The sequence below is a fragment of the Escherichia sp. MOD1-EC5950 genome, assembly GCF_002965345.1.
GTDB classification, from domain to species: Bacteria; Pseudomonadota; Gammaproteobacteria; order Enterobacterales; family Enterobacteriaceae; genus Escherichia; species Escherichia marmotae.
Window position 1 is genome coordinate 18,842 of record NZ_PTSR01000025.1, and the last position, 14,272, is coordinate 33,113.

The window sequence follows — 14,272 nt, forward strand, 5'->3', positions numbered from 1 at the left end:
ATGAGTACATATACAGGGCCGGAGGCAATATGAGTCAGGTTTTAATTACAGGCGCAACGGGGCTGGTGGGTGGGCATCTACTGCGGATGTTGATTAATGAACCGAAAGTACAGGCTATTGCCGCGCCGACGCGACGCCCATTAGCAGATATGCCGGGAGTCTATAACCCACACGATCCACAATTGACCGACGCGCTGGCGCAGGTCACCGATCCGATAGACATTGTTTTTTGTTGCCTTGGCACCACGCGGCGGGAGGCGGGCAGTAAAGAGGCATTTATTCACGCTGATTACACGCTGGTGGTGGATACGGCATTAACCGGACGGCGGCTGGGCGCGCAGCATATGCTGGTGGTCAGTGCGATGGGGGCAAACGCGCATTCACCATTTTTTTATAACCGCGTCAAAGGGGAGATGGAAGAGGCGTTAATTGCTCAGAACTGGCCGAAACTGACCATCGCTCGCCCGTCGATGTTGCTGGGCGATCGTAACAAACAGCGGATGAACGAACCCCTTTTTGCGCCACTGTTCCGTTTGCTACCAGGGAACTGGAAATCCATTGATGCGCGAGACGTGGCGCGGGTAATGCTGGCAGAAGCGATGCGGCCAGAGCATGAAGGCGTGACCATTTTAAGCTCTTCAGAATTACGCAAAAGAGCTGAATAATTATTCCCAATAATTGATGGTGAGCGTAATATTCTCGCGCTCAATTATCATAACTTTTTCCTGGGGAATGCTATGGCTGGTCAGTCTTCATCTCAGGCGGCAACGCCCATTCAGTGGTGGAAACCCGCGCTTTTCTTTCTCGTTGTCATTGCCGGACTCTGGTATGTGAAGTGGCAACCCTACTACGGTAAGGCCTTTACCGCCGCCGAAACCCACAGCATCGGTAAATCAATCCTCGCACAGGCGGATGCCAATCCGTGGCAGGCAGCGTTGGATTACGCGATGATCTACTTTCTTGCAGTATGGAAAGCGGCGGTGCTGGGTGTGCTCCTCGGATCGTTGATTCAGGTATTGATCCCTCGTGACTGGTTGTTGCGCACGCTTGGACAATCGCGCTTTCGCGGGACGTTACTGGGAACGCTGTTTTCACTGCCTGGAATGATGTGTACCTGCTGTGCGGCACCGGTCGCGGCGGGGATGCGCCGCCAACAAGTGTCGATGGGAGGGGCGCTGGCATTCTGGATGGGGAATCCGTTGTTAAACCCAGCAACGCTGGTGTTTATGGGCTTTGTTCTCGGCTGGGGTTTTGCGGCGATTCGCCTGGTGGCGGGTCTGGTGATGGTGTTGCTGATTGCAACACTGGTACAAAAATGGGTGCGTGAGACACCGCAAACGCAGGCACCGGTCGAAATCGACATGCCAGAAGTGCAGGGCAGATTTTTTAGCCGCTGGGGCAGGGCGCTGTGGACGCTTTTCTGGAGTACGATCCCGGTTTATATCCTGGCAGTGCTGGCGTTGGGGGCTGCTCGCGTCTGGCTGTTCCCCCATGCTGATGGCGCTGTCGATAATAGCCTGATGTGGGTGATAGCGATGGCGGTAGCGGGATGCTTGTTTGTCATTCCCACGGCGGCAGAAATTCCGATTGTGCAGACGATGATGCTGGCAGGGATGGGAACCGCTCCGGCGCTGGCATTATTGATGACCCTTCCGGCGGTGAGTTTGCCGTCGTTAGTTATGATGCGCAAAGCGTTTCCGGCGAAGGCATTATGGCTGACGGGAGCGATGGTGGCGGTATCGGGTGTTATTGTCGGCAGTCTGGCGCTGTTGTTCTGATTCGAGGGAAAACATGTCGGATGCGGCGCAAGTGCCTTATCCGACCTGTGGTTTGTGCCATTGTAGGCCTGATAAGACGCGGCAGCGTCGCATCAGGCTTTACAAAGAGCTGTTATTTAATAAACGTAAATGCCGTGGTCACACGTTTCACACCACTCACCCGGCTGGCAATATCTGCCGCCGCTTTCGCCTCACGCTCAGTCACCAGCCCCATCAGGAACACTTCGCCGTTTTCGGTGGTTACTTTCACGTTAGACGATTTCACCAGGTCGCTTGCCAGCAACTGCGAGCGAACTTTAGTGGTGATCCACGTATCATTCGACGCTTCGCCCAGACCAATTGGTTGGCCCTGACGAATCTCGTTATACACTTCGTTGGCACCGTCTACGCCCATCGCAATCTGTTTTGCTCGAGCCGAAAGTTCGGTGTTTGGTGACTGCCCAACCAGCAGCACTTTGCCCTGATAGGCCGTTACATTAATGCGCGCTTCTTTCTTAATTTGTTCATCTTTCGACAATGCGCTGTTAACGCGCACTTCCAGGGTGCCATCGTCCACCTGGGTGCCGACACTGCGCGGATCGGTCGCTGCTTTAGTACCCACAGCGGCTGTACCCACTACGGCAGCAGCAACACAACCTTGCAACAGCAGTGCGGAAATAAGGACTGCGATTGGCGATAATGCCTTCATGTATTCTCCTTAATCATCCTGGTGAGGGAAAAGCGTGTTATCGATCAGATCGCACAGGCAATTTACCGTCAGCATGTGCATTTCTTGAATGCGAGCACTACGATGCGAAGGAATACGGATCTCCACGTCTTGCGGCCCTAACAACCCTGCAAGTTCACCGCCGTCATAGCCGGTTAATGCCACAATAGTCATATCACGCGTAACGGCGGCTTCAACAGCTTTAACGATATCGCGGCTGTTACCGCGAGTAGAAATGGCTAACAGCACATCTCCCGCATGTCCCAGCGCCCGTACCTGTTTTGCATATACTTCATCATGCAAGCGATCATTGGCAATCGCCGTTAAGACAACATTATCAGTATTTAGTGCAATGGCAGGTAAGCTGGGCCGCTCCGTTTCGAAACGGTTGATCATGCTGGCAGCAAAATGCTGTGCGTTGGCAGCGGAAGTCCCATTACCACAACAGAGGATTTTGTTGCCATTAAGCAGAGACTGAACCAGCGTCATGGCTGCACGGGAGATGGCATCCGGAAGCGCCTCTGCCGCCGCAATTTGAGTTTGAATGCTTTCAGTGAAGCAAGCTTTTATTCTTTCTAGCACGCTAATCCTTAAACCTTAATTATGAGTGGTCATTAAAGGCATCCTTAATCCACTCAACATCATTCCCGGTGAAGGCTACCACATCGAACCGGCAATCCACAGTATCAAAACTCCCATTATGGCGCGCGAGCCACAAGCGGGCAGTCTGTAATAATTTGTGTTGTTTGCTACGGGTCACACTGGCTGCTGCGCCGCCGTAGAGTGCAGAGCGGCGGTAACGCACCTCGACAAAAACGGTGGTCTGGCCTTCACGCATTATCAAATCGATCTCGCCGCCACGCTCGTTCACGTTGGCGGCGACAAACTGCAGTCCTTTGCCTTCCAGCCAGCGACGCGCTTGTTTTTCCCACGCATCGCCGGTCTGTTTAGTGGTTAACTGGCGGGGACTACCTGACCTTGTTGGTACTGTAGCCATGATAACTTCCTGTTAATCACGCAATCCGGGTTAGCCGTCAGACCTCCGGTATTACCGTTGATTTCAAACCCCTGAACCTGGCGCATTTGCGAGAAATGATTCGCCAGTGACCAGGCATCGACACCCATTGCATACATTCGCGCCAGCGAATAATCGTTGTTCACAGCACTGAGTGCCTGCTGCATTAATGACAGGTTACTCCCTGCCAGCATTGGGATTTCACTGTACTGTAAACCTTCCATCTCCAGGCGGAAATCAGGACCCGCGGAGCCTTGTGCGCTGCGGGAGCTGGCGTACAGCGTTGCGCCGCTCTGGCTGCCGTTACGCATGGTAATCATCGGCTTGATGAAGGCGATTTCGCCTGGCGTTGCCACAATGTATACCGCATCGACACGACCGCCATTATTGGTGAACTGGTCATCGGTTGGCGTGGTTTGCAGCGTTGGGTTGTTTGTGGTCATGCCGGAATCGGTTGTCGTTCTGGGGGTAATCGGACTCCCCGTTAAAGCGATACCTGAACCGCCGTTGACACCCGCGCGTAATTCGCTGGTAGAGCCGAATTTTTGTTGTAGAACGGTGCCGCCGCCCAGTTTCTGCCACTCTTGCGCAAACGCATTTGCTACGCGATCACCCAGCGAACTGCGCGGGATCAGCACCAGCGGCGCTTGTTTGCCCAGGTCACGAATATGACGTGCTGCATCGCGCGCTTCATCTTCCGGCGACAGCGCGAAATAACAGATGTTGGCACGGTTTTCGATATTTTCCGGCTGGTTAAGCGCCAGCACGTTCAGCGGGGTGTTGCTCTTCAGCAACTCTTCAACGTTATTTTTCAGCAGCGGGCCGACCACAATACTCGCGCCGTCCTGCTGTACCTGGTTGAGGATCTGGCTAAGCGGTTGTGAAGAAGTATCGTAGATTTTCAGTTCTGCTGACGGATTTGCTGGTGCGCTTACTGCTGCGGTGGTTGCAGTTGGGGTGTTTACAGGCACCGGCTGTGCCTCGGTTTCTTCACCCGTCAGATCGCTAACAGAGGCCTGTGCCGGGCTGGCAACGCCATCCACGGTTTGCGGTTGGGGCTGTTCTGTGACGTCCGCGACAGGTGCGGCAGCTACCTGCGCTGCTACTGGTTGAGTACCGATATTTTTCGCCGCTTCAAATCCTTGCTGAATAGTGCGACCAAACACCGCGGCCTGACCATTCAACGGCAACAGCAGGGCGATTTTATTGGTTGACGCTGGTTTAAACGCTTTTACGTTTACCAACTGCGTTGGCAGCATTTTCGCGCCCGGATTGTTCGGGTAACGTTTCTGCCAGTCGGCAATGCCGGCCTTCATCATGTCGGGATCGTTGCGGTTATCAAACCAGACGCGTTGCAGATCCAGCCAGCCTTGCAGGATATTTTCGTCGGCGTTGATCACCAGCGTATTCGCCTGCTCCTGAGTCATGGAGGAGAGCGCCTGCCAGGTAGTGTCAATATTTTGCTGTTTTTCTTTCGCCCCGAGCAGCGGTTCCTGAGCAATTAAAGCGCGCAATAAATCAATGGAAGGACGCCCCTGGCTGGCATCGATTTTTGCCTGCCAGTAACGTGCCTGCTGGTTTGGCTCTAAATCTGCCGGAGTAATTTTAACCAGCAAGGTTTGCGCGCCAGTAAAATCTTTCTGTGCCAGTTTAATTTCTACTGCCAGCAGAGTTTTCTCGCGACGCTGGGTATCGTTCAGTTCCTGCGGCAGTTGGTTAAATAATTCTACCGCTTGCCCGGTTTTACCTTCTTTCACCAGTGCACGAATGGCGAGTAATTGCCAGTTGATCCTGGTATCATCAGAGCTTTGCTGCATCTGCTGCAGATAAAAGGCAGAATCAGCCTGCGCCGTGCCCTGCATATAGGCAGTGGACTGATCGGGGGTATGGGTGCCACAACCGGCGAAAATCAGGGCTGCCAGAACAACAGGCAGACAACGCGCGGCTTTCAAACGAGAAAATGTTGAGGGTACCATAATGTATCCAGTGATATTTTTTTTACGCAATGCTCAATATTAAATCGGCAATACGGACGACACAATGAAACAACACCAATCGGCGGATAATTCTCAAGGTCAGCTCTACATTGTACCGACGCCAATCGGCAATCTGGCAGATATCACCCAGCGTGCGCTGGAGGTATTGCAGGCCGTTGATCTGATTGCCGCCGAGGATACGCGTCATACCGGTTTACTGCTGCAACATTTTGGGATTAACGCCCGATTGTTCGCCTTGCACGACCATAACGAACAACAGAAAGCAGAAACACTGCTGGCGAAACTGCAAGAGGGGCAAAACATTGCGCTGGTGTCCGATGCCGGAACGCCGCTGATTAACGACCCTGGCTACCATCTGGTGCGCACCTGCCGTGAAGCGGATATTCGTGTGGTGCCGCTACCGGGGCCGTGTGCTGCCATTACAGCATTAAGCGCCGCGGGTTTGCCATCAGATCGTTTTTGTTATGAAGGTTTCCTGCCTGCTAAATCAAAAGGTCGCCGTGATGCGCTAAAAGCCATTGAAACGGAACCGCGCACGCTGATTTTTTATGAATCCACCCACCGTCTGTTAGACAGCCTGGAAGATATTGTCGCGGTGCTGGGCGAATCGCGCTACGTAGTGCTGGCTCGCGAACTGACCAAAACCTGGGAAAACATTCACGGCGCGCCCGTAGGCGAACTGCTGGCGTGGGTAAAAGAAGATGAAAATCGCCGCAAAGGTGAAATGGTGCTGATTGTCGAAGGGCATAAAGCACAGGAGGATGATTTGCCCGCCGATGCGCTGCGCACGCTGGCGCTGTTGCAGGCAGAACTGCCGCTGAAAAAAGCGGCGGCGCTGGCAGCAGAAATTCACGGCGTGAAGAAAAACGCGCTGTATAAGTATGCGCTGGAGCAGCAAGGGGAGTGATATATCTCCGGGGCCCCGTTTGAAGAACCCAGGGGCCACTTGCTTTTGCCTGGCTTAGGGGGATGTTAACGATGACGCATCCCATCAATCAAACATGTGAAATGGTTATGTAGCCATAAAAACGAAGCGGGGATAGTGGTGGAGACTGTGGCTGTGAGAAAACGTTCTGTCGCATCCTGCTTTCCTTCGCCAGTCACCAGTAGCAAAACTTCGCGGGCATTGAGAATATCCTTCAAGCCTAAGGTGATCCCCCGGGTCACGGGGTGACCAGCGGTTTTTAACATCTCATGTTGCTGGGTTTTCACATCAAGTTGGCTGATATGGCAGGCCGGTTGCAGGCTTTCTCCCGGTTCGTTCAGTCCCAGATGACCGTTTTTCCCCAATCCGAGAACGCACAAATCGAGACCACCTTTGCGCGCAATTAAATCCGTTACCCGCTCGCACTCTGTCTCGTTTATCCCTTCGGAACGAAAGCTGATGAGCTGGTCTTCACGTAACCCCAGCGGCTGCACGATATGTTGCTGAAGGAAGGTTTCGCAGGTGCCGGGCGCGGTTAATGGCAGATCTACCCATTCGTCGAGCTTCACGAAGGTCAGTTGGCTGGCATCAACGTGCTGCTGGTGGATTTTTTCCACCAGATAACTGTAGGTAAGCACGGGGGTTGCGCCGGTCGCGAGGCAGATGACTGCATTGGGGGTGTTGCGGATTAACGTCAGCAAATGTTCGCTGGCGTGTTCACTGAGCGCAGTGTAGTCATCGAAGTGCTGTAAGGTTTGCATGAGGAGAAATTCCTTGTGTAGAGAGGCACCGTCAGGCGCGATGCGAAGACCGATGACAAACGCTAAATTGCCTGATGCGCTACGCTTATCAGGCCTACGTGATCTCTGCAATATATTGAATTTGTGTGCTTTTGTAGGCCGGACAAGGTGTTCACGCCGCATCCGGCATGAACAAAGCGCACTTTGTCAACAATCTGAGGCACCGTCAGGCGCAGTGCCTCATTCCATTTACAAAATACCGAATGCGGAACAAACGATGGAAAGCACGAACGTGACGGCGATTAACAGCACCGGATGCGCTTTTTTCACCCGTAATAAGTAATACATCAACAGGGTGTAAGCCATCGGCAAAATATTCGGGAAGACTTTATCGAAGAAATCCTGTTGCAGCGCGACGCTGTGAGTACTGTCGATAGCAAACGACGTCACGACGTTAATATGTACATACGAAGCGATCAGCCCGCCGATTACCGTGATCCCGAGGATAGTTGCCGAACGGGCGATCATCTGCGAGTTCTCTCGCACTTTATCAATCGCCTTCACACCGACCGAATAACCAACGTGAGTCCAGCCAACGCGCAGGAAAAAGATAAGCAGGTAAACGGCGAAAAACAGAATCGGCCCCAACAGGTTTCCCTGGCTGGCAAACGATGAGCAAATCCCCGCCATAATCGGCAATAAGGTAAACCAGAAAATCGCATCGCCAATCCCGGCGATTGGGCCAAACAGCGCCACTTTGAGGCCTTTAATGGTGTCGCGATTTTCCCCTTTCTCTTCCATCGAAATGAGTAATCCCATCAGGAATCCGACCAGATTCGGGTGGGTGTTAATAAATTCGAGGTTATCTTTCATCGCCGCGCTTAAGCCCGGTTTGTCGTCCTTATAAATCTTTTTCAGGATCGGCAACATCGCCCAGGTAAATCCCCCCGCCTGCATCCTTTCGTAGTTAAAGCTCGCTTGCAGCAGCGATGAACGAAAGCCCAGACGGGTGATATCTTTTTTACTGATTTCAGATCCCATTGCTGTAGTCCTCTTCTTCATTTTTACTGGCAACGGGCTGCGGTTGCGCTTGCTGCCGGGATTTCGCATTGAAAAATTCATACACCGCAAAACCTGCCCCCAGTACGGCGACCGGTAACAGGTTGCTGACCTGGATGTAGCAAACAAACAGGAAACCGGCGATCAGGTAAGGGATGTATTGCGCTTTGAACATCACGCGCAGCAGCAGACCAAAACCAACGGCAGGTAAAATACCGCCGGCCACTTCAAAACCATGAGTCAACCAGGCTGGCATCGCCTTTACCAGCGCCTGCATCGCGCCTTGCGCCAGGTAGGTACAAAGAAACGCAATCACTGCATATGAAGAGGCAACAATCAGCATCGTTATCCAGTTAAGTCGGGAAAACGCGGCCGTATCCGCCTCTTTCGCGCATTTATCCGCTTTGGTCATAAATAATGAGAAAGCGGAATAGAAAAACAGAATGACGTACTGCATTAACAAACTAAACGGCAGGCCAAGACCAATTGCCGTTTTGGCATCCACCCCCGTAGACCACGCAATGACGGTAGTCATCAGACCCGCCATGATAGGGTTGGGCGGTTGAACACCACCGGCAGGGGTTAATCCGGCGAACGCCAGTTCTGTCAGACCACCGGTAATTAAGCCGGTCTGAATATCACCGAGTATTGCTCCAGTAAGGGTACAAACGATTATCGGACGGAATAAAAACAAGGCTTCCAGCCAAAAATCAATCCCCAGAACGAAAACTAATGCCGCCAGGGATAGCCCCTGAATTAGGGTTATTTCATGCATTTTTATTACCTCAAACCAATATTAAGGCGATTTTAGATTTAGTCAGGTATTTGTTCTTTTTGATCACCGGGGACGTCCTGAATAAAAACATTCACGCCACGTTGCTTAATAAAACGTAAATCAGCGAGATCCTGAAAATCGACATAAACTTTACTGCTGATTTGCTTTTTCCCTTCCGAGAAATGCATATTGCCGACGTTAACGTCTTTCAGTTCTATTCCCCCTTCCACCAATTTACGTACTGTTTGCGGTGTACGGCAAATCAGGAATATCTTCTGATGTGGTGCAGCTTTGCCGATGACGTTAATGGTTTTTTCGACAGTAAAGAAACGAATGCCAAAACCGTAAGTTTCCGCGGTAATGCCCATTAATTTCTGTTGAATATCATCATTAGCGACAACATCATCCACGACCACCAGCAAATTTGCGCCGATGGTGGATGTCCAGGTAACGCCAACCTGGCCATGAACCAGACGATTATCAATACGGGTTAAGAGAATATTTGGACTGCTCATTTTTAATCCTCACCATAAAAGTTGAATAATATAATTTATTTAAATATATTACTGTTGCGATATTATATTGGTGTATTTATTAAATTTTAATAATCTCCTTTACCATTAAGGCACTACCCGATATTAACCGGGCAGCACACTCAAATAAATCGTAAAAAAATCAATAATTACGCGGGAATTCTATTTTCTGAACCACAGACATTAATTTTGTTTCTGACAACTTCTTTCATTGCATCCATGCCGACGCGCATATAATAACGAGGATCATTACCTTGCGGATTTTCCGCAAACCAGGCTTTTACTGCGCCAGCGAAGGCTATTTTTAATTCCGTGGCAACGTTCACTTTTGTGACGCCAAGTTCAATAGTGCGACGGACAAATTCATCCGGGACATCGCTGGCACCATGCAGCACCAGTGGAATATCCACCACTTCACGAATTTCCGCCAGTCGCTGGAAATCAATCTTCGGCGTTTTGCTGTATAACCCGTGCGCCGTACCAATCGCCACCGCCAGGCTGTCGACGCCCGTTAGTTCGACAAAGCGTTTAGCTTCTTGTGGGTCGGTAAGGAACGCGCTTTCGGCGTCAACGCTCATATCATCTTCCACACCGCCCAGGCGACCCAGTTCCGCTTCCACGCTGCAATCCTGCGAGTGGCAGAAGTCGACAACCGATTTCACCAGCTTCACGTTCTCGACAAACGGGAAGTGACTGCCGTCGATCATCGCACTGCGCACGCCGGCGTGGACTTTACGGCGAATATCATCCAGCGATTCGTGGTGGTCGAGATGCAGCGCCAGCGGCATGTTGTAGGTCGTGGAATAGGCGCTACACAGGGCGTAGATCTCTTCCAGGGCGATATGTTTAAAGGTGCCCGGCGTCCCGGCGAGGATCACCGGCGATCGCATTTCACTACATACTTCGAGGATCGCCTGGATCGTCTCGGCGTTATGAATGTTAAAGGCAGGCACTGCGTAACCATTGGCCAGGGCATCCTGTAACAGATATTTGGTGGAGATAATGCTCATAATGCGATCCTCTTATGCCTGCCACGGATGAATAATGACACCTTGCACCACACGGTTAACGGTGCCGCTGGCTGATGGGGTATCCGGCGTATTGCCCATATGCAGCGACTGCATCAGTGCAAACGTCTGAGCGTATATCAGGAAGCAAAATGCCTGCTCAACGTCGATAAAGTGACGGGACGGCGGCAGGATGATATGCGGACCCGCGGTGATAATGTCGTTGCTTTCAGCGGCGATGGCGATCACGCGCATTGCCTGGTTATCGCGGCGTAATTCTGCCAGCAGATCAAGATCATACTGACGGGTATAAGGGTGGCTGGAGACAAACACCACCACCAGCGTTTCGTCATTGACCAGCGATTTCGGGCCATGACGGAATCCAGTTGGGGAATCATAAAAGGCCGCCAGCTTACCCGCAGTCAGTTCCAGTACCTTCAACGCCGACTCGCGTGCCGCGCCTTGTAAGCCACCGCTGCCGAGATAAACGATCCGTTTCCACGGCGCGTAACCAAACACACCTTCGCTGAAATCGCCCAGCGAGGTCAGGATTACCTGGCAACGATCCGCCACGTCACGGAAGGTCTGGCTGTTGATCGTCTCTGGCGCGAAAACCGCGAGGCAACTGGCCATCATGGTGGTAATGCTGCTGGTCATCGCAAAGCCGCGATCGTGCGTTTCTGCTGGCATCAGCAGGGCAAACGCGTTGTCGCTGTTAATCGCGTTTTGATAGAGATCGCCCGCTTCGTTACAAGTGATCGGCAAGTGGTAGCACTCCGGCACAAACTGATTCGCCAGTTCCACGGCAGCGACGCTTTCCGGGCTGTTGCCGGAACGACCGAAGGAGATCAGCAGCAGAGGATGAGCTGGATTCAGGTAATCCATTGGATTAGTGACCAGATCGGTGGTCGGTACGGCGCTGAAGTTTTTTCCAGTCTGGCTGGCGAGCCATGGCGCGATGATGTCACCGATAAATGCCGAGGTTCCGGCTCCGGTCAGGATGATCCGCAGATCCTCTTTGCGCAGTAACGGTTCAAGGAAGTTATCGAGCGCAGAACGTAACGTGTCGATGTTGGTGAGCGAACGGATCCATGCGCGAGGCTGATGGCGGATCTCTTCTTCAGTCCATGTGCCGGTGGTTGCAGCAGCAGGGGTGTAATTTTCTGGCATAACGCAATCCTTAGTCTGATGAACTTGACTTCAGGCGGGTAGCTTTCGCTTGCCTTTCGTTTCATTTCACTTGGTTATTTCTTTCGTTGATTAAAATTTATATAAAAGAAACTGAAAGTTCAATGGTGAAAAAAGAAATAAAACGAAATTTGTGATCGTTGAAAGAAAAGATAAGGGAAGTGAAAGGGATTGCATGATGGTGTAAATATCAGCACTGATTGCCGGATGCGGCGTAAACGCCTTATCCGCCTGGCTGTCACCAGCCGTAGGTCGGATAAGACATCCGACATTTACGCCGCAACGACGCTCCGTAGGTCGGATAAGACGCGTCAGCGTCGCATCCGACACCGGTGCAAAGGTCAAAACAAAAGAAAGACCTTGCGGGGGAAAGTGAAAGCCAGAAAAGAAACGAAAGTGTAAAACGTCACCCACTGTCTTTTACTAACAGCGGCGGGGCGCTTACCTTATATCCCTTCCTCGACCGGACATTCTTCATGGCAGCGATCCAGCTCGTCCACCAGACTGGTCAGCCCACGGTGTCCGCACTCCAACGCCTGCACGCGAAACTCTTCGCTACTTAACCCTTCACGTTCCAGCACCATCTCCAGTAACAGTTGCAAATTGGTGCCGGTGATCACTTCACAGCCCGGTTTTTGCATCGCCAGCGTTGAAGCCACGCGAAACGGCGTGCCGCCGAGCAAATCCGTTAGAAAAACAATGCCGTCTTCACAATCCAGTTGGGCGATGGCTTCTTCAAGCTGCGATGTAAGCAGCGCGGTGCTTGAGGTTTCCGGAAAATCGATGGCGATAAACTGCGATTGCTCACCGAGAATTTGTTTCATCGCTTTTTCCATGCCGCTGGCAAATCCGCCATGCCCTGTCAAAATAATACTTAACATCTATTACCTCATTGTATTTAAAGGAAATGGCAAAATTTACCGACGATGCCGAGAACCACCGTGATTGCAATCAGGCGCAACGGACTCCAGCCGCGACGTACCAGCCAGAACATGGTCAGGGTATAGACCAGCGGTAAGAAGGCAGGCATCAGTTTGTCGATAACGTCAGCCTGCAACTTAACCACTGCGTCGCCCGCCGTGATTTCCAGAGTGGTGCTTAAACGGACATAGGTTGCAACCAGCGCGCCGATTACCGTCATCCCGACGATAGACGCCGCATGGCCGACTTTTTTGGTATTCGCTTTAATCAGCGGGATCGCCGCGACGCCCATGCGATAAGCGTAATGCGCAAGGCCAAAACGCAGACCGAGATGCACCACGTTGAACAGAACAATAAATACGACAGCGCCGAGAATAGATCCTTGCAACGCGAGACTGGCACCAATCCCGCCACAAATTGGTAGCAACGTCAGCCAGAACATCGCATCGCCAATCCCGCCCAGCGGCGCACCGACAGCAATCTTGGTGCTCTGAATACTGTTAACGTCCTGCTTGGAACGCTCCATCGCGAGGATAATGCCAATAACAAACGTCACCAGAAACGGGTGAGTATTGAAGAAACCCATATGCCCTTTCATGGCGCGCGCCAGGTCGCGTTTATTGGTGTGGATCTTTTTCAGTGCAGGTAACAGACCGTACAGCCAACCGGAAGCCTGCATACGTTCGTAGTTGAAAGAAGCCTGTAACAGCATGGAACGCCATGCGACGCGATTGATATCTTTTTTCGTTAGCTCTGCGCCAATGCTCTGATCTTCATATACGTTTTCATTGACGCCGTTCAGCAGTGTTTCTTCATTTTCGCTGACGTTCGGCAGGGTCGTTTGATTAGATGCCATCTTCAAATTCCTCTTTCTGTGCCGCAGGTTGAGTCGGTTCAGGAGATTTACGCAGCAGGTCGATCAGCGCCATCGCCAGCGCGGCGGCGGCAATAGCCAACACCGGTAACTTGAGCCAGGCGGCGGCAACGAACCCCAGGATGAAGTAAGGGATATAGACGTTTTTCATCATGATTTTCAGTAGTACGGCAAAACCGATTGCTGGCATGATGCCGCCCGCGACGCCGAGGCCGTCGATTAACCGTTGCGGCAGGACATCAATGATGGTTTTGGCATGTTCCGCACCGAAGTAAATTGGCAGGAAAGCGCAGAGAAAATAGAAGGTGCCGAGCGCCAGTAGCGCCAGATAGTTTACGCGCTCAATACCGCGCGTATCGGCATTCTCCGCCATTCGGTCGCAGCGGGACATCACACCAGACATCACCGAGAACAGGAAGGTAATCCCCATTTGTACCGCGACCGCGAAAGGTACGGCGACGCCGACCGCGACATCCGGTTTCACGCCGGTAGTGATGGCAAATGCCGTGCCGACGATAGTGCCGATAATCACGTTAGGTGGCTGTGCGCCCGCCAGTGGAGCCAGCCCCATCCACACCAGTTCCAGTGTACCGCCAGTTAAAATACCGGTATGCAGATCGCCAAGTACCAGCCCGACCAACGGCCCGAGAACCACCGGGCGGTGTATATGGGTTAAGCCGTTAAACATATCCAGGCCTGCGATAAAGGCGATAATGCCCAACGCGAATGCCTGCAACAGACTGATTTCCATGAT

General features: G+C 52.1%; 16 protein-coding genes. 3 read left to right on the top strand and 13 right to left on the bottom strand.

Features of this window, described 5'->3' with window-relative positions:
• Positions 1–29 precede the first annotated feature (29 nt).
• Both BEA93_RS19470 and BEA93_RS19475 read left to right on the top strand, forming a co-directional pair.
• Positions 30–665 (top strand): NAD(P)H-binding protein, encoded by a 636-nt coding sequence (locus BEA93_RS19470; RefSeq protein WP_105224978.1) that lies wholly within the window; start codon positions 30–32, stop codon positions 663–665.
• Between the two features lie 72 nt (positions 666–737).
• Positions 738–1,778: a permease gene (locus tag BEA93_RS19475; protein ID WP_105224979.1), complete on the top strand. Its 1,041-nt coding sequence runs from the start codon at positions 738–740 to the stop codon at positions 1,776–1,778.
• A 112-nt stretch (positions 1,779–1,890) separates the two neighbouring features.
• Here the strand turns inward: BEA93_RS19475 and dolP are convergent, their stop codons facing one another.
• Genes dolP through lpoA form a run of 4 tightly spaced genes read right to left on the bottom strand, consistent with a single transcriptional unit; the run spans position 1,891 to position 5,475 of the window.
• Positions 1,891–2,466: a division/outer membrane stress-associated lipid-binding lipoprotein gene (dolP, locus tag BEA93_RS19480; RefSeq protein WP_000646038.1), complete on the bottom strand. Its 576-nt coding sequence runs from the start codon at positions 2,464–2,466 to the stop codon at positions 1,891–1,893.
• 9 nt (positions 2,467–2,475) lie between these two features.
• Positions 2,476–3,066 carry a DnaA initiator-associating protein DiaA gene (gene diaA / locus BEA93_RS19485; RefSeq protein ID WP_000893477.1) on the bottom strand — a complete coding sequence of 197 codons (591 nt, stop codon included), beginning with the start codon at positions 3,064–3,066 and terminating at the stop codon, positions 2,476–2,478.
• 19 nt (positions 3,067–3,085) lie between these two features.
• Positions 3,086–3,481: a YraN family protein gene (locus BEA93_RS19490; protein WP_000246845.1), complete on the bottom strand. Its 396-nt coding sequence runs from the start codon at positions 3,479–3,481 to the stop codon at positions 3,086–3,088.
• Complete coding sequence (gene lpoA / locus BEA93_RS19495; RefSeq protein ID WP_105224980.1) at positions 3,439–5,475, bottom strand: penicillin-binding protein activator LpoA; 2,037 nt, start codon at positions 5,473–5,475, stop codon at positions 3,439–3,441. Before lpoA ends, BEA93_RS19490 begins: the two co-directional genes overlap by 43 nt.
• 64 nt (positions 5,476–5,539) lie before the next feature.
• Between lpoA and rsmI the strand changes: the two genes are divergently transcribed.
• A complete protein-coding gene (gene rsmI / locus BEA93_RS19500) occupies positions 5,540–6,403 on the top strand; it encodes a 16S rRNA (cytidine(1402)-2'-O)-methyltransferase (RefSeq protein ID WP_000809251.1) in 864 nt (287 codons plus the stop codon).
• Positions 6,404–6,468: 65 nt separating this feature from the next.
• Here the strand turns inward: rsmI and BEA93_RS19505 are convergent, their stop codons facing one another.
• The 9 genes from BEA93_RS19505 to agaW all read right to left on the bottom strand — a co-directional run bounded on the left by BEA93_RS19505 (position 6,469) and on the right by agaW (position 14,269).
• Positions 6,469–7,182, bottom strand: a complete 714-nt coding sequence (locus tag BEA93_RS19505; protein WP_001194135.1) for a galactosamine-6-phosphate isomerase — start codon at positions 7,180–7,182, stop codon at positions 6,469–6,471.
• Between the two features lie 228 nt (positions 7,183–7,410).
• Positions 7,411–8,202, bottom strand: a complete 792-nt coding sequence (gene agaD / locus BEA93_RS19510) for a PTS galactosamine transporter subunit IID (protein WP_000534352.1) — start codon at positions 8,200–8,202, stop codon at positions 7,411–7,413.
• Positions 8,192–8,995, bottom strand: coding sequence for a PTS galactosamine transporter subunit IIC (gene agaC / locus BEA93_RS19515; RefSeq protein WP_000544465.1), 804 nt, complete (start codon positions 8,993–8,995; stop codon positions 8,192–8,194). The genes agaD and agaC overlap by 11 nt, the downstream gene beginning before the upstream one ends.
• A gap of 38 nt (positions 8,996–9,033) precedes the next feature.
• Positions 9,034–9,510, bottom strand: a complete 477-nt coding sequence (agaB, locus tag BEA93_RS19520) for a PTS galactosamine transporter subunit IIB (protein WP_000098037.1) — start codon at positions 9,508–9,510, stop codon at positions 9,034–9,036.
• A gap of 167 nt (positions 9,511–9,677) precedes the next feature.
• Positions 9,678–10,538: a tagatose-bisphosphate aldolase subunit KbaY gene (kbaY, locus tag BEA93_RS19525; protein WP_105224981.1), complete on the bottom strand. Its 861-nt coding sequence runs from the start codon at positions 10,536–10,538 to the stop codon at positions 9,678–9,680.
• A 12-nt stretch (positions 10,539–10,550) separates the two neighbouring features.
• Positions 10,551–11,705, bottom strand: a complete 1,155-nt coding sequence (locus BEA93_RS19530; RefSeq protein ID WP_001114899.1) for an AgaS family sugar isomerase — start codon at positions 11,703–11,705, stop codon at positions 10,551–10,553.
• Between the two features lie 464 nt (positions 11,706–12,169).
• Positions 12,170–12,604, bottom strand: coding sequence for a PTS galactosamine/N-acetylgalactosamine transporter subunit IIA (agaF, locus tag BEA93_RS19535; protein ID WP_000948828.1), 435 nt, complete (start codon positions 12,602–12,604; stop codon positions 12,170–12,172).
• A 17-nt stretch (positions 12,605–12,621) separates the two neighbouring features.
• Complete coding sequence (gene agaE, locus BEA93_RS19540) at positions 12,622–13,500, bottom strand: PTS N-acetylgalactosamine transporter subunit IID (protein ID WP_016249236.1); 879 nt, start codon at positions 13,498–13,500, stop codon at positions 12,622–12,624.
• Positions 13,490–14,269, bottom strand: coding sequence for a PTS N-acetylgalactosamine transporter subunit IIC (agaW, locus tag BEA93_RS19545; protein ID WP_000406200.1), 780 nt, complete (start codon positions 14,267–14,269; stop codon positions 13,490–13,492). Before agaW ends, agaE begins: the two co-directional genes overlap by 11 nt.
• Positions 14,270–14,272: the final 3 nt, after the last annotated feature.

Coding starts and splice junctions, on each gene's coding strand:
- agaB (WP_000098037.1), bottom strand. CDS start 9,510: ATGAGCAGTCCAAATATTCTCTTAACCCGTATTGATAATCGTCTGGTT.
- agaE (WP_016249236.1), bottom strand. CDS start 13,500: ATGGCATCTAATCAAACGACCCTGCCGAACGTCAGCGAAAATGAAGAA.
- BEA93_RS19530 (WP_001114899.1), bottom strand. CDS start 11,705: ATGCCAGAAAATTACACCCCTGCTGCTGCAACCACCGGCACATGGACT.
- BEA93_RS19505 (WP_001194135.1), bottom strand. CDS start 7,182: ATGCAAACCTTACAGCACTTCGATGACTACACTGCGCTCAGTGAACAC.
- BEA93_RS19470 (WP_105224978.1), top strand. CDS start 30: ATGAGTCAGGTTTTAATTACAGGCGCAACGGGGCTGGTGGGTGGGCAT.
- dolP (WP_000646038.1), bottom strand. CDS start 2,466: ATGAAGGCATTATCGCCAATCGCAGTCCTTATTTCCGCACTGCTGTTG.
- kbaY (WP_105224981.1), bottom strand. CDS start 10,538: ATGAGCATTATCTCCACCAAATATCTGTTACAGGATGCCCTGGCCAAT.
- agaF (WP_000948828.1), bottom strand. CDS start 12,604: ATGTTAAGTATTATTTTGACAGGGCATGGCGGATTTGCCAGCGGCATG.
- agaD (WP_000534352.1), bottom strand. CDS start 8,202: ATGGGATCTGAAATCAGTAAAAAAGATATCACCCGTCTGGGCTTTCGT.
- agaC (WP_000544465.1), bottom strand. CDS start 8,995: ATGCATGAAATAACCCTAATTCAGGGGCTATCCCTGGCGGCATTAGTT.
- BEA93_RS19490 (WP_000246845.1), bottom strand. CDS start 3,481: ATGGCTACAGTACCAACAAGGTCAGGTAGTCCCCGCCAGTTAACCACT.
- BEA93_RS19475 (WP_105224979.1), top strand. CDS start 738: ATGGCTGGTCAGTCTTCATCTCAGGCGGCAACGCCCATTCAGTGGTGG.
- rsmI (WP_000809251.1), top strand. CDS start 5,540: ATGAAACAACACCAATCGGCGGATAATTCTCAAGGTCAGCTCTACATT.
- lpoA (WP_105224980.1), bottom strand. CDS start 5,475: ATGGTACCCTCAACATTTTCTCGTTTGAAAGCCGCGCGTTGTCTGCCT.
- agaW (WP_000406200.1), bottom strand. CDS start 14,269: ATGGAAATCAGTCTGTTGCAGGCATTCGCGTTGGGCATTATCGCCTTT.